This is a genomic window from Ruegeria sp. HKCCA5839 (assembly GCF_013035585.1).
Classification (GTDB): Bacteria; Pseudomonadota; Alphaproteobacteria; order Rhodobacterales; family Rhodobacteraceae; genus Ruegeria.
The window spans coordinates 63,968-85,281 of sequence record NZ_WQIE01000002.1 but is presented as its reverse complement, the minus strand read 5'-3'; the positions used below and the strand labels follow the sequence as shown (position 1 = coordinate 85,281).

General features: G+C 56.5%; 21 protein-coding genes. 9 read left to right on the top strand and 12 right to left on the bottom strand.

Going from position 1 to position 21,314, the window contains the following annotated elements:
- Positions 1-2 precede the first annotated feature (2 nt).
- Positions 3-2,258 (bottom strand): NADP-dependent malic enzyme, encoded by a 2,256-nt coding sequence (locus GOV38_RS05985; protein WP_171208446.1) that lies wholly within the window; start codon positions 2,256-2,258, stop codon positions 3-5.
- 161 nt (positions 2,259-2,419) lie between these two features.
- Between GOV38_RS05985 and mutS the strand changes: the two genes are divergently transcribed.
- Entirely contained in the window at positions 2,420-5,035 is a 2,616-nt protein-coding gene (mutS, locus tag GOV38_RS05980; RefSeq protein WP_171208740.1) for a DNA mismatch repair protein MutS, read from the top strand.
- A 58-nt stretch (positions 5,036-5,093) separates the two neighbouring features.
- Here the strand turns inward: mutS and GOV38_RS05975 are convergent, their stop codons facing one another.
- Entirely contained in the window at positions 5,094-5,657 is a 564-nt protein-coding gene (locus GOV38_RS05975; protein ID WP_171208445.1) for a nucleotide exchange factor GrpE, read from the bottom strand.
- Between the two features lie 10 nt (positions 5,658-5,667).
- Positions 5,668-6,732 carry a heat-inducible transcriptional repressor HrcA gene (gene hrcA, locus GOV38_RS05970; RefSeq protein WP_171208444.1) on the bottom strand — a complete coding sequence of 355 codons (1,065 nt, stop codon included), beginning with the start codon at positions 6,730-6,732 and terminating at the stop codon, positions 5,668-5,670.
- A gap of 112 nt (positions 6,733-6,844) precedes the next feature.
- On the opposite strand from hrcA, the gene rph reads away from it, so the two are divergent.
- From rph to GOV38_RS05950, 4 genes are read left to right on the top strand one after another with little or no spacing between them, the layout of a single operon-like run.
- Positions 6,845-7,558 (top strand): ribonuclease PH, encoded by a 714-nt coding sequence (gene rph, locus GOV38_RS05965; protein ID WP_171208443.1) that lies wholly within the window; start codon positions 6,845-6,847, stop codon positions 7,556-7,558.
- Entirely contained in the window at positions 7,555-8,169 is a 615-nt protein-coding gene (rdgB, locus tag GOV38_RS05960) for an RdgB/HAM1 family non-canonical purine NTP pyrophosphatase (protein ID WP_171208442.1), read from the top strand. The genes rph and rdgB overlap by 4 nt, the downstream gene beginning before the upstream one ends.
- A complete protein-coding gene (gene hemW / locus GOV38_RS05955) occupies positions 8,159-9,313 on the top strand; it encodes a radical SAM family heme chaperone HemW (protein WP_171208441.1) in 1,155 nt (384 codons plus the stop codon). The genes rdgB and hemW overlap by 11 nt, the downstream gene beginning before the upstream one ends.
- Before the next feature lie 3 nt (positions 9,314-9,316).
- Positions 9,317-9,670, top strand: coding sequence for a YbaN family protein (locus GOV38_RS05950; RefSeq protein WP_171208440.1), 354 nt, complete (start codon positions 9,317-9,319; stop codon positions 9,668-9,670).
- On the opposite strand, the gene GOV38_RS05945 is transcribed toward GOV38_RS05950, so the two are convergent.
- From GOV38_RS05945 to GOV38_RS05915, 7 genes are all read right to left on the bottom strand, one after another.
- Complete coding sequence (locus GOV38_RS05945; RefSeq protein ID WP_171208439.1) at positions 9,660-10,556, bottom strand: ParB/RepB/Spo0J family partition protein; 897 nt, start codon at positions 10,554-10,556, stop codon at positions 9,660-9,662. The two genes, GOV38_RS05950 and GOV38_RS05945, sit on opposite strands and share 11 nt — an antisense overlap.
- A gap of 20 nt (positions 10,557-10,576) precedes the next feature.
- Positions 10,577-11,380, bottom strand: coding sequence for an AAA family ATPase (locus GOV38_RS05940; RefSeq protein ID WP_171208438.1), 804 nt, complete (start codon positions 11,378-11,380; stop codon positions 10,577-10,579).
- Entirely contained in the window at positions 11,373-11,996 is a 624-nt protein-coding gene (gene rsmG / locus GOV38_RS05935) for a 16S rRNA (guanine(527)-N(7))-methyltransferase RsmG (protein WP_171208437.1), read from the bottom strand. The genes GOV38_RS05940 and rsmG overlap by 8 nt, the downstream gene beginning before the upstream one ends.
- Positions 11,993-13,861, bottom strand: coding sequence for a tRNA uridine-5-carboxymethylaminomethyl(34) synthesis enzyme MnmG (mnmG, locus tag GOV38_RS05930; RefSeq protein ID WP_171208436.1), 1,869 nt, complete (start codon positions 13,859-13,861; stop codon positions 11,993-11,995). Before mnmG ends, rsmG begins: the two co-directional genes overlap by 4 nt.
- A 12-nt stretch (positions 13,862-13,873) precedes the next feature.
- Positions 13,874-15,160 carry a tRNA uridine-5-carboxymethylaminomethyl(34) synthesis GTPase MnmE gene (gene mnmE, locus GOV38_RS05925; RefSeq protein WP_171208435.1) on the bottom strand — a complete coding sequence of 429 codons (1,287 nt, stop codon included), beginning with the start codon at positions 15,158-15,160 and terminating at the stop codon, positions 13,874-13,876.
- A gap of 30 nt (positions 15,161-15,190) precedes the next feature.
- The gene (gene rho / locus GOV38_RS05920; protein ID WP_171208434.1) at positions 15,191-16,462 is read right to left on the bottom strand and encodes a transcription termination factor Rho; all 1,272 of its coding nucleotides are present in this window, start codon (positions 16,460-16,462) and stop codon (positions 15,191-15,193) included.
- Between the two features lie 122 nt (positions 16,463-16,584).
- Positions 16,585-17,034, bottom strand: a complete 450-nt coding sequence (locus GOV38_RS05915) for a CopD family protein (RefSeq protein ID WP_171208433.1) — start codon at positions 17,032-17,034, stop codon at positions 16,585-16,587.
- Between the two features lie 404 nt (positions 17,035-17,438).
- Here GOV38_RS05915 and GOV38_RS05910 point away from each other — a divergent pair, with 404 nt between their 5' ends.
- From GOV38_RS05910 to dnaQ, 4 genes are read left to right on the top strand one after another with little or no spacing between them, the layout of a single operon-like run.
- Positions 17,439-18,038 (top strand): nucleoside triphosphate pyrophosphatase, encoded by a 600-nt coding sequence (locus GOV38_RS05910; protein WP_171208432.1) that lies wholly within the window; start codon positions 17,439-17,441, stop codon positions 18,036-18,038.
- Positions 18,035-18,868, top strand: coding sequence for a shikimate dehydrogenase (locus GOV38_RS05905; protein ID WP_171208431.1), 834 nt, complete (start codon positions 18,035-18,037; stop codon positions 18,866-18,868). Before GOV38_RS05910 ends, GOV38_RS05905 begins: the two co-directional genes overlap by 4 nt.
- Entirely contained in the window at positions 18,865-19,458 is a 594-nt protein-coding gene (coaE, locus tag GOV38_RS05900) for a dephospho-CoA kinase (protein WP_171208430.1), read from the top strand. Before GOV38_RS05905 ends, coaE begins: the two co-directional genes overlap by 4 nt.
- Positions 19,451-20,173: a DNA polymerase III subunit epsilon gene (gene dnaQ, locus GOV38_RS05895; protein ID WP_171208429.1), complete on the top strand. Its 723-nt coding sequence runs from the start codon at positions 19,451-19,453 to the stop codon at positions 20,171-20,173. Before coaE ends, dnaQ begins: the two co-directional genes overlap by 8 nt.
- A gap of 25 nt (positions 20,174-20,198) precedes the next feature.
- Here the strand turns inward: dnaQ and secB are convergent, their stop codons facing one another.
- Together secB and GOV38_RS05885 are read right to left on the bottom strand one after the other, a co-directional pair.
- On the bottom strand, positions 20,199-20,702 hold the full coding sequence (gene secB, locus GOV38_RS05890) for a protein-export chaperone SecB (protein WP_171208428.1): 504 nt from the start codon (positions 20,700-20,702) through the stop codon (positions 20,199-20,201).
- 54 nt (positions 20,703-20,756) lie between these two features.
- The gene (locus GOV38_RS05885; RefSeq protein ID WP_171208427.1) at positions 20,757-21,257 is read right to left on the bottom strand and encodes an FxsA family protein; all 501 of its coding nucleotides are present in this window, start codon (positions 21,255-21,257) and stop codon (positions 20,757-20,759) included.
- Positions 21,258-21,314 lie beyond the last annotated feature (57 nt).

Below are 21,314 nucleotides of genomic sequence, written 5' to 3'. Positions count from 1 at the left end.
TCTTACCCAATATCGCAGGAGGCCAGAATGGCCATGTTCAGGATGTCATTAGCGGTCGAAACGGTCGAACAGATCTGAATGGGCTTGTCGACACCCGACAGGATCGGGCCGATCACGGTTGCGCCACCCATTTCCTGCATCAGCTTTGTCGAAATGCTGGCCGAATGGCGCGCGGGCACGATCAAGATATTGGCCGGACCGGTCAGGCGCGAGAACGGATAGCTGGCCTGCTGTTCAACGTTCAAAGCCACATCCACGGTCATTTCGCCTTCATATTCGAAATCCACGCCCCGCTGGTCCAGAACTGTTGGCGCACGATGCATCTTTTCCGCACGCTCGGACACCGGATAGCCGAAGGTCGAGAAACTGACAAAGGCCACTCGCGGCTCAAGCCCCATATGGCGGGCGACGGCAGCAGAGCGTTCGGCGATATTGGCCAGATCATTCTCATCCGGCCATTCATGCACAAGCGTGTCACCGATCAGGACAATCCGACCCTTATGCAACAAGGCCGTTACCCCAGCGGCCCCATGCGCGGCGTCGGCGTCAAACACATGATTGATGCGGTCCAAAACATGCGCCGACTTGCGAGTGGCCCCTGTTACCAGCCCATCACCATGGCCATGCGCCAGCATCAGGGATGAGAACACATGCCGGTCGCGGGCCGCCAGGCGGTGAATGTCTTTGTGGTCGAAACCTTTGCGTTGCAGTCGCTGGTACAAAAAGTCTTTGTAGGCATCGAGATGCAGGGTATTGGCCGCGTTCACCACCTCAAGCTCGCGCACAGCATCGCCCAAACCGGCCTCTTCCAGCTTCTCCTTCACGTCATCCTGTCGACCGACCACCAGAGCTTTGCCAAAACCCGAGCGCTGATACATCACAGCCGCACGCAATACGCGGGGATCGTCACCTTCGGCAAAGATCATCCGGCTTTGGGCCTGACGCGCCCGCGCGTTTAGACCGCGCAGGATGCTGGCGGTTGGATCCATCCGGGATTTCAAGCTCAGCTCATAGGCGTCCATATCGATGATCGGGCGTCGGGCTGCACCCGTGTCCATCCCGGCCTTGGCGACAGCGGGCGGGATCCGGTGGATCAAGCGCGGGTCGAACGGGGTGGGAATGATGTAATCGCGGCCAAAGGTCAGCGACTTGCCATAGGCCATGGCAACCTCATCCGGCACATCCTCGCGCGCCAGACGGGCCAGCGCATGCGCGCAGGCAATCTTCATCTCGTCATTGATGGCGCGGGCATGGATATCCAGCGCCCCTCGGAACAAGTAGGGAAAACCCAGAACGTTGTTCACCTGGTTGGGATAGTCGCTGCGCCCGGTGGCGACGATTGCATCCACGCGCACCTCATGGGCCTCTTCCGGCGTAATCTCGGGATCCGGGTTGGCCATGGCGAAGATCACCGGATTGTCCGCCATCGAAGCAACCATGTCCTGCGTCACGGCCCCTTTGACCGAGACGCCCAGGAACACGTCGGCATCCTTCATCGCGTCTTCTAGCGTGCGCAGATCCGTGGAAATCGCATGGGCTGACTTCCACTGGTTCATACCCTCCGTCCGACCCTGATAGATCACACCCTTGGTGTCACAGACGATGCAATTCTCGTGCCGCGCACCCATCGCCTTGAGCAGTTCGATACAGGCAATCCCCGCAGCGCCAGCTCCGTTCAGGACGATTTTCACGTCCTCGATCTTCTTGCCCGAAATATGCAGCGCATTGATCAGGCCCGCGGCACAGATCACTGCCGTGCCGTGCTGATCATCATGGAAGACAGGGATATCCATCTCTTCCTTCAGACGCTGTTCGATGATGAAACATTCGGGCGCCTTGATGTCTTCCAGGTTGATCCCGCCAAAGGTCGGCCCCATCAGGCGCACTGCGCGGCAGAACTCATCCGGGTCTTCGGTGTCCAGCTCGATATCAATCGAATTCACGTCAGCAAACCGCTTGAACAGAACCGATTTCCCTTCCATCACCGGCTTCGAGCCCAGCGCACCAAGGTTGCCAAGACCCAGAACCGCCGTCCCGTTCGAGATCACGGCGACCAGATTGCCCTTGTTGGTATAGTCATAAGCCGTCTCGGGCGCTTCGGCGATGGCCTCACACGGAACCGCCACGCCGGGGCTGTATGCCAAAGACAGATCGCGCTGCGTGGTCATGGGAACGGTGGCCTGCACCTCCCATTTGCCGGGGGTCGGGTCCAGGTGAAAGGCCAGCGCCTCTTCTTTGGTGATCTTCGCTTTGGGCATCTTTTCAGGTCGTTTCCATGAGTTCAGGGCTTACGCGTCATAACGCAGGCGAGGCTGCGCCTCAACGACATTGCGTTTTCGCCTTTCGTCGCACGAGGGGGATTTGTAAGGTCACGCCCGGAACACGCCAGAAGGGGGCCGCCTTGTCCACAGTCACGCCGATGATGGCGCAATACCTTGAGATCAAAGAGGCCCATTCCGACGCTCTGCTGTTTTATCGCATGGGCGACTTCTATGAGATGTTCTTTGACGATGCGGTCAACGCAGCCGAGGCGCTGGATATCGCGCTGACCAAGCGCGGCAAACACAACGGCACCGACATTCCGATGTGCGGTGTGCCGGTTCATGCTGCCGAAGGGTATTTGCTGACACTCATTCGCAAAGGCTTTCGCGTGGCAGTCTGCGAACAGATGGAAAGTCCGGCCGAGGCCAAGAAAAGAGGCTCTAAAGCAGTAGTAAAGCGCGATGTTGTGCGATTGGTGACCCCCGGCACACTGACCGAAGACGCATTGCTTGAGGCGCGCCGTCACAACTTTCTCGCCACCTATTCCGAGGTTCGGGATGAGGCCGCGCTGGCCTGGGCCGATATCTCGACCGGTGCGTTTCATGTCATGCCGCTGACCTCGGTGCGGCTCAGCCCCGAACTCGCCCGGCTGGCACCGTCCGAGTTGATCATTGCTGATGGATCCGCGCAGGCCTTGCAGGAACCCGCCCGCGACCTGGGCATCTCGCTGACCCCGATCGGCCGCGCCAGTTTCGACAGCACCGCCGCCGAAAAACGCATCTGTGCGCTGTTCAAAACTGGAGCACTGGACGCGTTTGGAAGCTTTACCCGTGCCGAGGTCTCGGCCATGGGGGCCCTGATCGACTATCTTGAGATCACGCAAAAGGGCAAACTGCCGCTTCTGCAACCTCCGACAAAGGAATCTGCAGACCGCGTGGTTCAGATCGACACCGCAACCCGGCGCAACCTTGAACTCACCCGATCTCTGTCTGGTGGTCGCGCCGGATCGCTCTTGTCCGTTGTTGACCGCACAGTGACACCCGGCGGTGCGCGACTGCTGGAACAACGGCTCTCAAGCCCCTCGCGCAGCCTTGATGTGATCCACGCCCGGCTGGATGCGGTGAGTTTTGCCGTCGAAGACAGCCTGATCACCTCAGATCTGCGCGAAGCTCTGCGCAAAACCCCGGATCTCGACCGCGCCCTGTCCCGCCTGTCGCTGGATCGCGGTGGGCCGCGCGATCTGGCGGCAATCCGCAATGGGTTGAATCAGGCCGCGACACTTGCCGATCTTTGCGCCTCCCAAGACCTGCCGGATTTGTTGAAATCAGCGGTGCAAAACCTTGTCGGGTTTAACAACCTTCTGCAGCTTTTAGATGACGCATTGGTTGCCGAACCCCCCTTGCTGGCCCGAGATGGTGGTTTCATCGCCACTGGCTTTGATGAAGAACTGGACGAAGCCCGCACCCTGCGCGACGAAGGCCGCTCGGTCATCGCCGGGTTCCAGCAGAAATATGCCGAACAGACCGGTATCGCCTCACTGAAGATCAAGCACAACAATGTGCTGGGCTATTTCATCGAAACTACAGCCACCCATGCCGAAAAGATGCTGAGCCCCCCGTTCAGCGAAACCTATATCCACCGCCAAACCACCGCCAATCAAGTGCGTTTTACCACGGTTGAACTGTCCGAGATCGAAACCCGCATCCTGAACGCTGGTAATCTGGCGCTGGAGATCGAAAAACGGCTCTGTCAAAGGCTTTCTGATGAGATTTTGAGTCTCGCCGCCCGCCTCAACCAAGCCGCCCGAGGCTTGGCGGAGCTTGACCTGACCACAGCGCTCGCCGATCTGGCGCGTGGCGAAAACTGGTGCCGCCCACAGGTCGACGCATCGCGCGCCTTCGACATTCAGGGTGGTCGTCACCCGGTTGTCGAACACGCCCTGCGTCACCAAAGCGGCGACGCGTTCATCGCGAATGACTGCGACCTCAGCGCGGAAGACGGCGCCGCGATCTGGCTTCTGACCGGCCCCAACATGGCTGGTAAATCCACGTTTCTACGCCAGAATGCCCTGATTGCGCTTCTGGCTCAGATGGGCAGCTATGTTCCCGCTGAACGCGCGCATATTGGTTTGGTTAGCCAGCTTTTCAGCCGTGTCGGCGCCTCCGACGATCTGGCCCGCGGTCGCTCGACCTTCATGGTCGAAATGGTCGAAACCGCAGCAATCCTGAATCAGGCCGATGCGCACGCCTTGGTCATCCTGGATGAAATCGGGCGCGGCACAGCCACCTATGACGGTCTGTCCATCGCCTGGGCCACGCTGGAACATCTGCACGCCGCCAACACCTGCCGCGCCCTGTTTGCCACGCATTATCACGAACTCACCGCTCTCGCCGGTAATCTCGAAGGTGTCGACAACGCCACCGTCGCGGTCAAGGAATGGGAAGGTGAGGTCATCTTCCTGCACGAGGTCCACAAAGGCGCCGCCGACCGGTCTTATGGCGTTCAGGTCGCACAGCTGGCCGGCCTGCCCGCCTCTGTCGTCGACCGCGCCCGCGTTGTCCTTGAGCAACTGGAAAAAACCGAACGTGAAGGCGGCAAACAAAAAGCGTTGATCGATGACCTCCCGCTCTTTTCGGCCGCTCCGCCGCCGCCACCTGCGCCCAAAAAAACGTCACCGGTCACAGACATGCTCAACGACATCCTGCCGGATGAGCTCAGCCCCCGCGAAGCGCTTGACCTGATCTACAAACTGAAAGAGGCGGCCAAATCCTGACCGACCCTTCTTCTGTTCAAAAATACCTCCGCCGGAGGCTTGGCCTCGCAGAGGCCAATCAACTTGCTGGTGTTGAAGACACCCCAACCTGCGCTGGTCGTAGCAAACGGTCGTGCAGCATGAACCCTTCGGCAGATACTTGAATGATGTCGCCAGCCTTAGTCCCCGGCACCGGAGCCTCAAACATCGCCTCATGCACGTTGGGATCAAACCGGTCACCGACTTCAGGCGTGATCACCTCGATCCCGTGTTTCTGGAACACATCCTTCAAGGCCCGCATGGTCAGTTCGACCCCTTCGATCAGACCCGCAGCGACTTCTCTCTGTTCATCTGTCGCGGCCTCCAGGGCGCGCTTCATATTGTCGTAAACCGGCAGCATATCGCGCGCCAGTTTTGACCCGCCATATTGTTCCGCATCGCGGCGCGCCTTGTCGCCGCGTTTGCGCGCGTTCTCGGCATCCGCCAAGGCACGCATGAACTTGTCTTTATAATCATCCCGCTCGGCACGCAGCTCATCCAGCTCCAGCGCTTCGTCGCTGATCTCAGCCATCTCATCCGCCAGCTCTTCCGCCTCGGCCGACATGATGTCATCCAGAAAATCTTCGTTCTTGGGTTCTGCCATCTCTTACCCTCTAGCTCCGGTCGGATATCAGCTTGCCGACCAGTTGCGCCGTATAATCCACGATTGGCACGATCCGCCCATAGTTCAGACGAGTGGGCCCGATGACCCCAACCGCACCAATTATCTTACGATCAGCGTTCATATATGGAGACACCACCAAAGAGGAACCCGAAAGTGAGAAAAGTTTGTTCTCAGAGCCGATAAAAATGCGCACACCTTCGCCATCCTCGGTCAATTCAAGGAATTCCGCGATGTCGCGCTTGCGTTCCAGATCATCAAACAGTGTGCGAATGCGGTCCAGTTCTTCGGCCTCACCCGATTCACCCAGAAGATTCGCCCGCCCGCGGACAATCAACCGGGCCGAGTCGGTGCCATCCCCTTCCCAGGCGGCCATGCCGCTCTCGACCATTTCCCGCGCCAAAACATCAATTTCCTGCTTGCGCGCGTCGATCTGGCTTTGCATTTGACGCCGCACATCGCCAAGTGTGCGCCCTTCGATCAACGCGTTCAGGAAATTCGCGGCTTCCCGCATCGAACTTGGCGTTTGCCCGGGCGGTGGTGTGAACAGGCGATTTTCAACGTGACCATCAGAAAAGACCAGAACCACCAAGGCGCGGTCATGACCCAATGAGACGAATTCGATATGTTTGATCTCAGCCTCATGCTTGGGCGTCAAAACCAGTGATGCGCCCTGTGTCACATTTGACAAAGCCGAACCTACACGGTCCAGCATGCCACCGACATCGCCAGCGTTAGAGCCTAATGTCTCATCCAGTTTCTGCCTGTCATCAGGCCCCAGATCGCCCACCTCAAGCAGCCCGTCGACAAACATACGCAACCCCTGCTGGGTCGGAATCCGGCCTGCACTGACATGCGGGCTGTCGAGCAGGCCCAGAAATTCCAGATCCTGCATCACATTGCGCACGGTCGCAGCACTGACTTTTTCTGACAGAGTGCGCGTCAACGTGCGGCTGCCCACCGGCTCACCACTGTCCAGATAGCTTTCGACAATCAACCGGAACACCTCACGGGACCGGTCATTCATCTCATCCAGAATTTTGCTCGCGTCGCTCATCGGCAATCTCCTGCTGGGTGGTCATTAAATAGCAGGCCATGGAAAGGTCAATCGGGGTTGCATCGTAACGCTGCAGGGCGGTATCCCCAACCCAGCAAACAAAGGAATTCCCATGCGACCCTCAGGACGTGATCTAAACGAAATGCGCGCCGTTTCAATCGAAACGGGTTTTACCAAACATGCCGAAGGGTCTTGCCTGATCAAGATGGGCGACACCCATGTGCTGTGCACCGCCACGATCGAGGAACGCGTACCGCCATTCATCAAGGGCTCGGGTCTGGGTTGGATTACCGCTGAATACGGTATGCTGCCCCGCGCAACCAACACCCGGATGCGGCGCGAGGCGGCTAGCGGCAAGCAAGGCGGCCGTACCGTAGAAATCCAGCGCCTTATTGGCCGTGCCCTGCGCGCCGGTGTCGACCGCGTGGCCCTGGGCGAGCGTCAGATCACCGTCGACTGTGACGTGATCCAGGCCGATGGCGGCACCCGCTGCGCCTCGATTACCGGGGGCTGGGTCGCACTGCGTCTGGCCGTGAACAAGCTGATGAAGGCGGGCGACGTGATCTCGGACCCGCTGGTTGATCCGGTGGCCGCCGTATCCTGTGGCATCTATGCGGGCCAGCCGGTGCTGGATCTTGACTATCCTGAAGACAGCGAGGCCGGCGTGGACGGCAATTTCATCATGACCGGGTCAGGCAAGCTGATCGAAGTACAGATGAGCGCTGAAGGCTCTGTCTTTAGCCGCACGCAGATGGATCAGTTGATGGATCTGGCGGAAAAAGGCGTCGGTGAGCTGGCCGCAGCCCAGAAAGCCGCGACCGCATGACCCGCAAGTTCGAGGGCGACCGCCTGCTGGTCGCCACGCACAACAAAGGCAAGCTGGAAGAGGTCGCGCACCTGCTGCAACCCTTCGGTGTGACCGTGGTGGGCGCGGCTGACATGAACCTGCCCGAACCGGAAGAGACCGAGGATACCTTTGTCGGCAACGCCCGGATCAAGGCTCATGCCGCATCCAAAGCCACGGGCCTACCCGCGCTTTCGGATGATTCCGGGATCACCATCGACGCGTTGGACGGTGCGCCCGGCGTCTATACCGCCGATTGGGCCGAAACCGGCAATGGTCGTGACTTCATGATGGCAATGACCCGCGCCCATACTGAGCTCGAGGCGAAAAACGCCCCTCACCCGCGCACCGCTCAGTTCCGCAGCACTTTGGTTCTGGCCTGGCCTGACGGGCATGACGAAGTGTTCGAAGGCGTTGCACCCGGCCATCTGGTCTGGCCCGTGCGCGGCGAAGGCGGGTTCGGCTATGATCCAATGTTTGTCCCCGAAGGCCACACAATTACCTTTGCGGAAATGGATCGCTGGGAAAAGAACAAGATCAGCCACCGGGGCCGCGCGGTGGAGATGTTCGTGAAAGGCTGCTTTGGCGGATGATTGGCGCAACGGGGGCTTTGGCCTGTATGTGCATTGGCCTTTTTGCGAGGCCAAATGCCCCTATTGCGATTTCAACAGCTATGTTTCAAGAAATATTGATCAAAAACAATGGCTTGACTGCTATCTAAGCGAATTGCGCCGCTCTGCCGGTGAAACACCCGATAGGGTCTTGAACACGATCTTTTTCGGCGGTGGCACACCGTCGCTGATGGCCCCCGAGACCGTCTCTGCCGTCATTGATACGGCGCGTGCGCTGTGGCGCCCCGCCAACAACATGGAAATCACGCTGGAAGCGAATCCCGGCTCGGTTGAGGCAGGCAGGTTCGCCGCCTATCGCGATGCAGGTGTGAACCGCATTTCCATGGGCGTTCAGGCGCTGAACGACGACGACCTGCGCCGGTTGGGCCGCATTCATACGGTCACCGAGGCGCGTGCCGCGTTCGACATAGCCCGATCTTGTTTTGACCGTGTCAGTTTCGACCTGATCTATGCGCGCCAACACCAAACTCTGGACGCGTGGCGCGCGGAATTGACCGAAGCGCTGTCGATGGCCGTCGATCACCTGTCGCTTTATCAGTTAACGATCGAACAAGGCACTGCCTTTGGAGATCGCTATGCGTTGGGCCAACTGCGCGGATTGCCCGAAGATGACAGCGCCGCCGATATGTATCTGGCCACGCAAGAGATCTGCGAAACTCACGGGCTGCCCGCCTATGAGGTGTCCAACCACGCAAGGCCCGGTGCCGAGTCGCAGCACAACCTGATCTATTGGCGCTATGGCGACTATGTCGGCATCGGTCCCGGTGCGCATGGGCGGATCACCTTAAATGGTCAGAAATTCGCAACCGAAACGCATCTTGCCCCTCAACGCTGGTTGGGTGCCGCAGCCAATGGCAATGGCGAGACAGTTCGTACCGAGGTGACACGTCAAGAACAGGCTCAAGAATACCTTATGATGGGTCTACGCATTGCAGAAGGACTAGATATAGAGAGATACTGCGCACTGTCCGGATGTTTTCTGCCCCAAGACAAGCTGGACCACCTTACCCAGATCGGCATGGTTCAGTGTCAAGATGGGCGCTTGATGGCCACGCCGGATGGGCGCGCTGTATTGAACGCGGTTATCCGAGAGCTGCTGGATTGACGGATGCATTATCTTTGGGCCGCACTTGGACTTTTCTGCGTTGCACTGGCGATGATCGGGGTGGTTCTACCGCTGCTGCCGACGGTACCCTTTCTGCTCTTGGCGGCATTCTTTTTTGCCAGATCCTCGACGCGGCTGCACACTTGGCTCATCACCCACAAAACCTTTGGCCCGATGATAGTGGACTGGCAGCAATCCGGCGCCATTCGCCCAGCTGCAAAAAAGGCGGCGACCCTGTCTGTCGCCGCCGTTTTCGGTTTTTCGGTTTTGCTATCTGTACCGACACATGTCCTGGTCATTCAGGCGATTACGTTAGCCGGAGTTATGATCTTTATCTGGACCAGGCCTAGCGGCTAAGCTTGGCGCACAGATCATCCAACTGATCCAGGTTTTCATAGGTCAGAACCACCTGCCCGCTTTCTCCACCAGCCTTATGGTTGATCGAAACCTTCATTGCCAATATAGCCGACAGATCTTTCTCAAGCGCGCGCGTATCCGCATCTTTTCCCGCATTCAGGTTTCGTGTGCGAGGGGTTACCTTCGGATCATTCGGTTGGTTCTGCTTTTTCACCAGATTTTCAGTCGCCCGAACAGATAATCCGTCTTTAACGATCTGTTTGGCAAGTTCGGACGCGTTTTCAGCCGTAACAAGCGCTCTTGCATGACCGGCAGACAATTTCCCGTCGACCACCAGTGCCTGCACATCCATAGGCAAGGACAGCAAACGCATCAGGTTTGCAATGTGGCTGCGGCTTTTGCCCAAAGCCTCGGACAGCTTCTCTTGCGTATGGCCAAACTTGTCCATCAACTGCCGATAACCCGCGGCCTCTTCCACCGCATTCAGATCGGCGCGCTGGATATTTTCGATAATGGCGACTTCCAGCACCTCGGTATCATCGAACTCGCGCACGATGACTGGAATTTCATGCAGCTGAGCCATTTGTGCCGCGCGCCAGCGGCGCTCACCCGCTACGATTTCATACTCGCTGTCGTTAATCGCACGCACGATCAAAGGTTGGATGATGCCCTTTTCTTTGATCGAAGCCGCCAGATCGTCCAATTGATCTTGCGAGAACGTCCGGCGCGGCTGATTGGGGTTCGCTTTCAGCTTTTCGATGGGTACATTCAGATCAGGACGGCGCGGCGTGGCAGATACGCGCCCTTCTCCTTCGGGCGTGACATCCGCCATCAGAGCGGACAATCCGCGACCCAATCCCCGGGGCTTGCTTTTCTTGGCGCTCATTTTGCCCTCCTGTCGACCGGTCAGGCCGCTGACTTGTTATTCTTGTGCATGACTTCCCGGGCCAAGTGCCGATACGCCATCGCGCCCAGAGAACCCGAATCGTACTGCAATACCGGCATCGCATAAGACGGTGCCTCACTGACCCGAACATTTCGGGGTATTTTGGTTTTAAATACCATCTCACCCAGATTGTCACGCGCGTCTTTTTCCACCTGGCGGGACAAGTTGTTGCGGTTGTCATACATGGTCAACACAACACCTTCGATTCTGAGGTCTGGATTCGCGGTCTGCCGAACCTCTCTTATTGTCAGCATCAACTGGGATAAACCTTCCAGCGCAAAGAACTCGCTTTGCAGCGGAACCAGAACAGAATGCGCAGCCACCATGGCGTTTACAGTCAACAAATTCAGCGAAGGCGGGCAGTCGATCAGGATAAAATCCAAGGAAAACGCGTCCACCGCAGTTTGCCTCAGTGCGTCATGTAAAAGATAGCTACGCTTCTCGTTCGAGATCAGTTCAATATCTGCTGAACTAAGATCCACCGTGGCCGGAACAACCAGAAGGTTGTCAATTTCCGTGTCCTGTACAACCGCTTTGAGTGGCGCATCGTCCAAAAGCAGATCATAGGTCGTCCAGTCCCGATCTTCTACGCCCAGCCCGGTGGACGCGTTGCCCTGGGGGTCAAGATCCACCACAAGAACTCGACAGCCAGCCTCGGCCAAACCGGCGGCCAAGTTGATCGCTGTTGTTGTCTTTCCCACCCCGCCTTTTTGATTTGCGACCGCGATGATCCGAGGTCCGTTCGGACGAGACAAATCAACCACGTGAGACTCCTGTGATTTTAAGGATAACGGCCTGGGGCTCAGTTATACTTTTAATCGGGTCAGCAGTGAATTTCCATTCTTCCTGAGCTTTTGAAAGCTCTTTTTTCCAGCTCGCGCCTTTCGGCAACAATGCGGTGCCCGATGCATGCAAGTGCCGGTTACAAAAGGACAGAAGAGTGTTCAGATCAGCCAAGGCCCGTGCAGACAGAATATCGGCGCTTAGCGGCTCAACTGCTTCTATGCGCTTCGACATCACGCGGCAATTTACACCAGTCTCGCGAATGACTGCGCGAAGAAAAGCGCTTTTTCGTTGATCGCTCTCGACCATGGTGAATTCGGTGTCGGGTGCGGTTTCCTTTGCCAGGATTGCACACACAATCCCCGGAAAACCGCCCCCACTACCCAAATCTACCCAAGTTTTACCCTGCGGTGCACAGCGGAATACTTGCACGGAATCCAGGATATGCCGTTCCCAAATCTGCGCAAGGCTTGCGCGGGACACCAGATTTATTCTCGGGTTCCATTGCTCCACGAGATTTACATAGGTTTTCAGGTGGTCGAGTGTTTCACGTGAAACATTCAGAGCATCAACTGCCTCCGAAGAAGGTTGGATCATGCTTTTCGAGCTTTCTGATCCCGACGCAGCTTCGCCAGAACCAATGTGATCGCAGCCGGGGTGACGCCTTCAACCCGACCAGCCTGCGCGATATTTGCTGGTTTTGCATTCGAAAGCTTCTGCTTCATCTCCGACGATAGGCCGTCCAGTGCGAAATAATCGAAGTCACGAGGGATAACATGGGTTTCATCTCGCTTCATAGCTTCGACATCTCTTTGCTGTCGCGCGATATAGTTGGCATAAAGCGCGTCGCGCTCGATCTGCCTCCGCGTTTCGGCATCAGTGCCTGCAAGCTCTGGCATAAGTGGCAGAACATCTTCAAAATTCACCTTCGGAAAAGCAAGGATAGCCATCCCGTCCCGTCGGTTTCCATCTTGATTGACGTCAATACCTGCGCTGCGAACCTCCTTCGGCGTGAATGTCCGCTCAGTCAAGGCTGCCTTTGCCTGAAGCAGCTTTTCCATTTTTCGCTCGAACAACGCCTGACGCGCTTGCCCGACACATCCGATGTCGCACCCAATCGGTGTCAGCCGTTGATCGGCGTTGTCCGCACGTAAGGAAAGACGAAACTCCGCACGCGAGGTGAACATCCGATAGGGTTCCGCCACGCCTCGCGTTGTGAGATCATCAATCATAACGCCGATATAGCTGTCGGATCGAGTGAAATGGATCGGATCCTTGCCTTGAACGGCCAACGCAGTATTCAATCCGGCGACCAATCCTTGCGCTGCTGCTTCCTCATATCCTGTAGTTCCGTTGATCTGACCCGCTAGATATAGGCCGGGAACCTCAGGCAAAGCCAATTCAGATGTCAGCACCCGAGGGTCAACATAGTCATATTCGATCGCATACCCTGGTTGCAAGATTTCCGCACTCTCCAGGCCTACGATTGACCGAACATATGCGTGTTGCACATCCTCCGGCAGCGACGTTGAAATACCATTCGGGTAAATCGTATGATCTCCGATGCCTTCCGGCTCCAAGAAGATTTGGTGTGATTCCTTATCCGCAAATCGGACGATCTTGTCTTCGATAGACGGGCAATAACGTGGACCCACTCCGTCGATATGACCCCCATACATTGCAGAACGTGAGAGGTTATCTTCTATAATCTGATGCGTTCGCGCGTTGGTATGTGTGATTCCACATGTGATTTGCGGTGCCACGACAGATTTTGACATAAATGAAAACAGAACAGGGTCCTCATCCCCATCCTGACGCTCAAGCACATCCCAATTGATTGTTCGACCATCTAGCCGCGGTGGCGTACCTGTTTTCAAACGCGCCATGGGAAGGTCAAACCCGTCCAACCGTTCCGCCAATTTTACAGAGGGACGGTCCCCCATACGGCCACCAGGCTTGGAAACGTCGCCGATATGGATCACGCCGCGAAGAAACGTTCCAGAGGTCAAAATTACAGCTTTTGCTGGGATCTCTGAACCGTCACTCAGAACAACACCAGAAACGCGATCCCCTGCCATGATCAAATCTATAACTTCGCCTTCAATGACAGTTAGATTTTCCTGACGACGCGTTTCGTCTTGCATTGCCGCACGATACAAAGCTCGGTCTGCCTGCGCGCGCGGTCCCTGAACCGCCGGCCCTTTTCGCCGGTTTAGCAGCCGGAACTGAATCCCGGCCCGGTCTGCGACGCGACCCATAACCCCATCCATCGCATCGATTTCACGCACAAGGTGGCCCTTGCCCAAACCTCCGATCGCCGGATTGCATGACATAACGCCGATGTCTTTCTCGGACAGGGTCACCAATGCAGTTCGCGCATTCATCCGAGCAGCCGCATGGGCAGCTTCACTTCCAGCGTGACCGGCTCCGATAACAACGATATCAAACTGTGAATGTTTCACGTGAAACACTCCTTACTTTCCAAGACAGAAGCTGGAGAAGATCTCATCCAGCAGTGTTTCGACATCTATGCGTCCGACCAGGTTTTCCAAGGCACGTATCGCGGTGCGTAATTCTTCAGCTGCAATATCATACATGTCGGGACCTGATTCCAGTACCCACTCTGCCTGCGTCAACGCATTGGATGCCTGGATCATCGCGATGCGATGTCTTTCACGGGTCGCAATACCATGACTAGTGGTTCGCTCCGCAAGCCTATACGATATATCGGAAACCAGCTGATCGATCCCCTGCCCTGTTTTCCCTGATACACCAGCAGTCCCTTCAGGACCGAGGTCTGCTTTCGGACGGACAATCACATCTTCAGGTTGAACGGGTATTCCCAGTGCTTCAACATCATCAGCCAGAAAAACGCGCAGATCAGCGGAATTTGCCCGCCGTCGCGCAAGGTCTATTCCCAGACCTTCGACATGATCATCCGTTTCCCGCAAACCTGCAGTATCGAGCAAAGTGACAGGCAAACCTGCCAGATCCATACGAACTTCGATGACATCCCGAGTGGTTCCGGCATATTCCGATGTTATCGCGGCCTCGCGACCTGCCAATGCGTTCAGCAAGGTCGACTTTCCCGCGTTTGGCAGGCCAATAATTGCCACCTCGAACCCGGTTCGCACACGTTCCGCGATTTGAACCCCTTTGGCTTCCTTGTCCAGGTCCTGCACTACACCCTGGATCAGATCCCGCACCTCAGGTGAAACGTCGGTCGGCACCTCTTCGTCAGCAAAGTCAATCACGGCTTCCAGTAAAGACGCAGCCCGGATCAGATCCCGTCGCCAACGCTCGACCAGATCGCCAAGCGCACCGGCCAATATGGTCTGGGCCTGCTTGCGTTGTGCTTCGGTCTCGGCATCGATCAGATCGGCCAGGCCTTCGACTTGGGTAAGATCCATGCGCCCGTTTTCCAACGCGCGGCGCGTGAATTCCCCGGGATCTGCCATGCGCAGATCATCCATGTCAGACAGACAGCGCAGAACCGCGTTCACCGTTGCTGTACTGCCATGGATTTGAAGCTCGGCCACATCTTCGCCGGTGAAACTGGACGGAGCCTGAAATGTCAACACGAGTCCATCGTCCAAACGCGTTCCATCTGGCGCGCGCAAGGTCCGCACGCGCATTCCGCGTTGAGGCAGATCACCACCAACCAGCGTTTTCGCAGCAGAATGGGCCAAAGGGCCAGAGAGGCGGATGACCGCCACCCCAGCTTTGCCTTGCGCGCTGGCCAAGGCGAATATCGTATCCATTCGAAGGCCTCGCGAGGGTTAAGACCTGTGTCAGGTATTCATCGAGTCGAAGAATTCCGAGTTTGTCTTGGTCTGTTTCAACTTCGCCAACAGGAACTCGATTGCGTCGGTTGTCCCCATCGGGTTGAGGATACGGCGCAGAACAAAGGTCTTGGCCAGATCACCCTTGTCGACCAACAGATCCTCTTTCCGGGTACCGGATTTGAGGATGTCGATGGCCGGGAACACACGCTTGTCGGCAATCTTACGATCCAGCACGATCTCCGAGTTACCCGTGCCTTTGAATTCTTCGAAGATCACTTCGTCCATCCGGCTGCCGGTATCGATCAGCGCAGTGGCGATGATGGTCAGCGATCCGCCCTCTTCGATATTCCGCGCAGCACCAAAGAACCGCTTGGGCCGTTGCAACGCGTTGGCGTCCACACCACCGGTCAGAACTTTACCTGACGACGGCACAACTGTGTTAAATGCCCTACCAAGTCTTGTGATCGAATCGAGAAGGATAACAACATCTCGTTTATGTTCGACCAAACGTTTGGCTTTTTCGATCACCATTTCCGATACGGCAACGTGGCGCGTCGCCGGTTCGTCGAAGGTCGAGGACACAACCTCACCCTTCACCGAGCGCTGCATATCGGTCACCTCTTCTGGGCGTTCGTCGATCAGCAGGACGATCAGGTAACACTCCGGGTGGTTCTGTTCGATCGAATGCGCGATGTTCTGCAGGATCACCGTTTTACCTGTCCGCGGAGGCGCCACGATCAGTGACCGCTGACCCTTCCCGATCGGCGCAACCAGGTCGATCACACGGGCGGATTTGTCCTTGATGGTGGGATCTTCGATCTCCATCTTCAGACGCTCCTCGGGGTATAAGGGCGTCAGGTTGTCGAACAGGATCTTGTGCTTTGCTTTTTCCGGGTCTTCAAAGTTGATCTTAGTGACCTTGGTCAGCGCAAAATAGCGTTCGTTCTCATCCGGCGCCTTGATCTCACCTTCGACCGTGTCACCGGTGCGCAGCGAATGCTGGCGGATCATATCAGGTGAGACATAGATATCGTCGGGACCGGGCAGATAATTCGCCTCGGGCGAGCGCAAAAAGCCGAACCCGTCTTGCAGAACCTCCAAAACGCCATCGCCACCAACGGTCCACCCCTCATCCGCGCGTTCGCGCAGAATTTGGAACATCATCTCGCCTTTCCGCATGGTCGAGGCGTTTTCGATCTCCAGCTCTTCGGCCATCGCCAGAAGGTCTTTGGGGCTTTTGGCCTTGAGGTCAGCCAGATTCAGGGCGTCAGTTGTCATAATATATACCTTCACCGCGAACTGCGCGGTACAAAGTGGAATTTCAGTACGGAAGATACACCGCCCGGACGGGCGAGTTGGCAATTACATAAGCGCGTCGAAGAGCAGAGTCAATTCGCCCCTCAGAACTTCAGAACGACCGCCAGAACGATCAAAACCATCAAAACGGTCGGGACCTCGTTCATCATGCGATACTGCCGCCCAGTGAGCGTATTTCGCCCCGCTACAAAGTCCTTGCGTCTAGCCATCAGCCAATGATGAAACCAGGTCATTGCGATCACCGCCACACCCTTGACCCAGGGCCAGGCAAAATCCCAGCCGACAATGCCCGGTGTGAACACCATGATCAGGCCACATATCCACGCCACGATGCTTGCCGGTCGCATGATCACACGCAGCAGCTTTTCTTCCATCTCAAAGAAAATCGGTTCTGCCCCGTCAACCGATTGTGCCTTTTCTACGTGATAGACAAACAGTCTGGGTAGATAGAACAATCCAGCCATCCAAGAGATCACGGCCATGATGTGCAGAGACTTTACCCAAGGGTATATGGTAAAAAGAAGGTCAGACATGATGCCCCTCGGTTCGTGATCAAACCCTCCCTAATAAAAAAATAAGAAAAGAAAAAGGATGATGGTTTTGTAGGGAGATCAATTTCCGTGGATTACTTTTTTACTCAGGGTTTTTCCCCAAGTGGATAGATATTTCCGCGGTCTGTACGATTCTGTGAAAATAAGAAAATATGTTTTTAAAACAACGTGTTAAGTATTAGTAGAACGACGCTCCTTGGGGATAAATCCTCGGATAAGGCAAGAAAAACAGGTTATCCTGCTGCGCAAACTTATCCTTGTCCCGAAGGTACAGAATTTGAACGACTCGCAGATGTTTTTTGCCAAACCGCAAGGCTTGCGTGTCAACCTGAAAACCATACAAAGCGTCCTTGAACACTTAACGACTTGTAAACGGGGTTTTCCACATGTCTGTCCCCATTGTCTTGGCTTCGGGCTCAACGATCCGGGCGCAAATGCTGCGCAACGCTGGTGTTGATTTCACGGTGCAGGTCGCCCGTGTCGATGAAGAAACGGCCAAGCAGGCTTTGCTGGCCGAAGGCGCGCCACCGCGTGACATCGCCGATACGCTGGCCGAGATGAAAGCCAGAAAGGTAAGTGAAAAAGCACCCGGTGCCATGGTTCTTGGGTGCGATCAGGTTTTGGATTTCGAAGGTGCTCTTCTTTCGAAACCCGAAACACCAGATGATGCGCTGGCACAGCTCAAAATGATGCGGGGCAAGCGGCACATGCTGTTATCCGCTGCGGTGATCTATCAGAATGGCGAACCCATCTGGCGGCATGTGGGTCAGGTTCGGCTGCGGATGCGTGCCAGCTCGGATGCATATCTGCGGGACTATGTCACTCGGAACTGGGACAGCATTCGCCAAGCCGTGGGCGCTTATAAGCTGGAAGAAGAAGGCGTTCGCCTTTTTGCTGCCATCGAAGGCGACTACTTTAATGTCCTGGGGCTGCCCTTGCTGGAACTGCTGAACTATCTGGCTGTGAAAGGTGTAATTGATCAATGACAGACCATCGAATTCCATTGGCCGGGGTCATCGGGCACCCTGTTGCGCATTCCCGCTCGCCCGCGCTGCATGGTCATTGGCTGCACAGGTTCGATCTGTCTGGGTATTACATCCCAATGGATGTCGCGCCCGCGGATCTGGAACGGGTGTTGCGCACTTTGCCTAAGGCTGGGTTTGTCGGGGCCAATGTGACCGTGCCGCATAAAGAGGCCGCGATGCGTTTGGCCGATCATGTGTCAGACCGCGCTTCGGTGATTGGAGCAGCAAATACGTTGGTCTTTCGCGAGGATGGATCCATCCATGCGGATAACACCGACGGCTATGGGTTCATGGCAAACCTGCGCGAGCGCGCACCGGATTGGAACCCAAAGGATGGCCCGGCAGTTGTCTTTGGTGCAGGCGGCGCATCCCGGGCGGTTCTGCACGCCCTGTCCGAGGCCGGGGTGCCCGAAATTCTATTGACCAACCGAACCCGCGCCCGGGCAGATCATCTGAAAGAAGAGTTTGGTCAGCGCATTCGTGTGGTGGATTGGGTACAGGCAGATACGGTATTGGAAAACGCAACGCTGGTGGTCAATACAACTTCGTTGGGGATGCAAGGTCAGCCTCAGCTGCGTGTTTCCTTGGAAGGCTTGCAACCCGGAACTGTCGTTACGGATTTGGTCTATGCACCCTTGCAGACGGAGCTTTTGAAAGCCGCAGACGCCGCTGGCTGCACAACCGTGGATGGCTTGGGTATGTTGTTACATCAGGCCGTTCCGGGATTTGAGCGCTGGTTCGGCGTCCGGCCACAGGTGGACGACGAATTGCGAGCTGCGGTTTTGGCATGAGTTTTGCCCTTGGTCTTACTGGCTCGATCGGCATGGGCAAAAGCACGACCGCCCAGATCTTTGTCGAGGAAGGCTGTGCGCTGTGGGATGCAGATGCGGCCGTACATAGACTCTATTCAAAGGGTGGCGCGGCAGTTGAGCCGATGCGCAATGCCTTCCCAACCGCTGTCAAAGACGGCATTGTGGACCGGGAAGTGCTGAAGCAAATCATCGCCAAGGACGCCAGCGCGCTGAAACAGATTGAAGCCATCGTGCACCCGTTGGTCGCCGCTGATCGGGCTGCGTTCCGCAAGGTCGCGACAGCCGATATCCTGGTGTTCGACATTCCCCTTCTGTTTGAAACAGGTGGTGACGCGTTGATGGATGCGGTGGCCTGTGTCTCGGTCTCACCCGAAGAACAGAAGCGCCGGGTTCTGACGCGGGGCACGATGACCGAAGCGCAGTTTGAACAGATCAGGGCCAAGCAGATGCCCAATGACGAAAAAGCCACGCGGTCAGATTTCGTGATCGTGACAGATACGCTGGACCATGCCCGCGCGCAGGTGCAGGATGTGGTCAAACAGATACGGGCGGGGCTGAACAATGCGTGAGATTGTACTGGATACCGAGACCACCGGGTTTGATCCCGAAAGCGGGGACCGGATTGTTGAGATCGGCGCGGTTGAGCTGTGGAACCATGTGGCCACCGGTGAAACCTATCACGTCTATATCAATCCCGAACGCGGTATGCCGGACGAGGCTTTTGGCATTCACGGTATAGGCCCTGACCTGCTGGAAACCCCACGCCCACCAGAGAAAGGTGAGGTGACGCTGAAGGATAAACCGGTCTTTGCCAAAGTTGGGCAAGGGTTTCGCGATTTTGTTGGGGATGCACGGCTGGTGATCCACAACGCGTCCTTCGACATGAAGTTTCTGAACGCCGAGCTGAAATGGATGGGTCTGCCCCCGATTCCGATGGATCAGGCGCTGGATACGCTTGCCATTGCGCGCAAGCGCTTCCCCGGCTCACCCGCGTCGCTGGACGCGCTGTGTCGCCGGTTCAATATCGACAATTCAAACCGCGTACTGCACGGCGCGTTGCTCGATTCCGAGATTCTGGCCGAGGTTTATCTGGAATTAATCGGGGGCCGGCAGCCGGATTTCGGGTTGTCCACTGCCGCATCTGCTGCGGGTGCCGGCGAAGACGCCTGGCGCCCTGCTCCGCGCGCAACGGCTCTGCCGTCTCGGATCACCAAGGAAGAACAAGCCGCACATCAGAAATTTGTGGAAGATTTGGGCGAAAACGCCCTGTGGACCCGCGCCTGATACTGATCAGACGCGGGACATCAGATTATGCGTCAGCTGTCTGGCCTTGTGCGGCCTGACGGCGCATCAACTCGTTGCGGTAGAGCGCAACAAAATCGATATTGTCCAAGTTCACCGGCGGGAAGCCACCGTCGCGTGTCACGTCGCTCACAATGCGGCGCAGGAACGGGAACAGCATACGCGGGCATTCGATCATCAGGAACGGGTGCAGTTGATCCTCTTGCACACCTTCCACGTGGAACAGGCCGCAATAATCCAGCTCCAGAACGAACAGAACATCCTCCAGACCTTTGGCTTTTGAGGTCAGGTTCAGCTTGATCGAAACTTCGAACTGATGGTCCTGAGGGCGTTTTTTGGCGTCCAGGTTCACCTGAACCGACATTTCGGGCTGAACTTCGCCCGACACACCTTTTTGCGCCATCACGTTTTCGAACGACATGTCGCGGACAAATTGGCCCAGAACACGCATCTGGACCTGAGGTGCGGCTTGCTGGGCCGCAGTGTTTTCTTTTGCGCCTTCTTCGGCCATGGAACTACTCCAAATTTGAAATTCGCCACTGCTTAGCAAGTTGGGCGCAGCACCTCAATGCTGGTGCGGGTCTTCAACCCATTTCGAAGGTTTTGCCGGTTTTTTTCCGGGCTGAACTTCGGAAAACTCACCGTCAATGACGTCGCCCTGATCAAAAGGATCACGATGTTGGTGGAACCCAGCACCGGTTCCCATCTGGAATTGTGTGATCGTGACCTTTGATTTCAGATATTTGAATACGGCCACACGAATCCCCGGGACCAGCAGGGCAAACCCAACAGCATCGGTGAAAAACCCGGGCGTCAACAGCAAGACACCCGACAGCAAGATCATGGCCCCATGGGCCAGCGGTTCGGTCGGGTCATCCAATTCGGCAAAGGATCGCTGAAGGTTGGCGATGGCCGTTCGGCCTTGTGTACGTACAAGAATCGTTCCCAAAACCGCTGTTAGAACAACGATGGCCAGTGTCGGCCACAGCCCAATCAGACCACCGACCTGAATGAACAGGGCGATCTCGATGATCGGAACCAACAAAAATGCCAAGAACAGATACATATACGTTATCCTTTAGATCAGGCCGGGCAGTGGACTTGCCAGCATCTGTCACCTACA

Coding starts and splice junctions, on each gene's coding strand:
- GOV38_RS05945 (WP_171208439.1), bottom strand. CDS start 10,556: ATGAGCGCCAAGAAAAGCAAGCCCCGGGGATTGGGTCGCGGATTGTCC.
- mutS (WP_171208740.1), top strand. CDS start 2,420: ATGATGGCGCAATACCTTGAGATCAAAGAGGCCCATTCCGACGCTCTG.
- GOV38_RS05915 (WP_171208433.1), bottom strand. CDS start 17,034: ATGTCTGACCTTCTTTTTACCATATACCCTTGGGTAAAGTCTCTGCAC.
- GOV38_RS05905 (WP_171208431.1), top strand. CDS start 18,035: ATGACAGACCATCGAATTCCATTGGCCGGGGTCATCGGGCACCCTGTT.
- rdgB (WP_171208442.1), top strand. CDS start 7,555: ATGACCCGCAAGTTCGAGGGCGACCGCCTGCTGGTCGCCACGCACAAC.
- coaE (WP_171208430.1), top strand. CDS start 18,865: ATGAGTTTTGCCCTTGGTCTTACTGGCTCGATCGGCATGGGCAAAAGC.
- GOV38_RS05910 (WP_171208432.1), top strand. CDS start 17,439: ATGTCTGTCCCCATTGTCTTGGCTTCGGGCTCAACGATCCGGGCGCAA.
- rph (WP_171208443.1), top strand. CDS start 6,845: ATGCGACCCTCAGGACGTGATCTAAACGAAATGCGCGCCGTTTCAATC.
- mnmE (WP_171208435.1), bottom strand. CDS start 15,160: ATGGATACGATATTCGCCTTGGCCAGCGCGCAAGGCAAAGCTGGGGTG.
- secB (WP_171208428.1), bottom strand. CDS start 20,702: ATGGCCGAAGAAGGCGCAAAAGAAAACACTGCGGCCCAGCAAGCCGCA.
- GOV38_RS05950 (WP_171208440.1), top strand. CDS start 9,317: ATGCATTATCTTTGGGCCGCACTTGGACTTTTCTGCGTTGCACTGGCG.
- dnaQ (WP_171208429.1), top strand. CDS start 19,451: ATGCGTGAGATTGTACTGGATACCGAGACCACCGGGTTTGATCCCGAA.
- GOV38_RS05975 (WP_171208445.1), bottom strand. CDS start 5,657: ATGGCAGAACCCAAGAACGAAGATTTTCTGGATGACATCATGTCGGCC.
- GOV38_RS05885 (WP_171208427.1), bottom strand. CDS start 21,257: ATGTATCTGTTCTTGGCATTTTTGTTGGTTCCGATCATCGAGATCGCC.
- hrcA (WP_171208444.1), bottom strand. CDS start 6,732: ATGAGCGACGCGAGCAAAATTCTGGATGAGATGAATGACCGGTCCCGT.
- rho (WP_171208434.1), bottom strand. CDS start 16,462: ATGACAACTGACGCCCTGAATCTGGCTGACCTCAAGGCCAAAAGCCCC.
- rsmG (WP_171208437.1), bottom strand. CDS start 11,996: ATGATCCAACCTTCTTCGGAGGCAGTTGATGCTCTGAATGTTTCACGT.
- GOV38_RS05985 (WP_171208446.1), bottom strand. CDS start 2,258: ATGCCCAAAGCGAAGATCACCAAAGAAGAGGCGCTGGCCTTTCACCTG.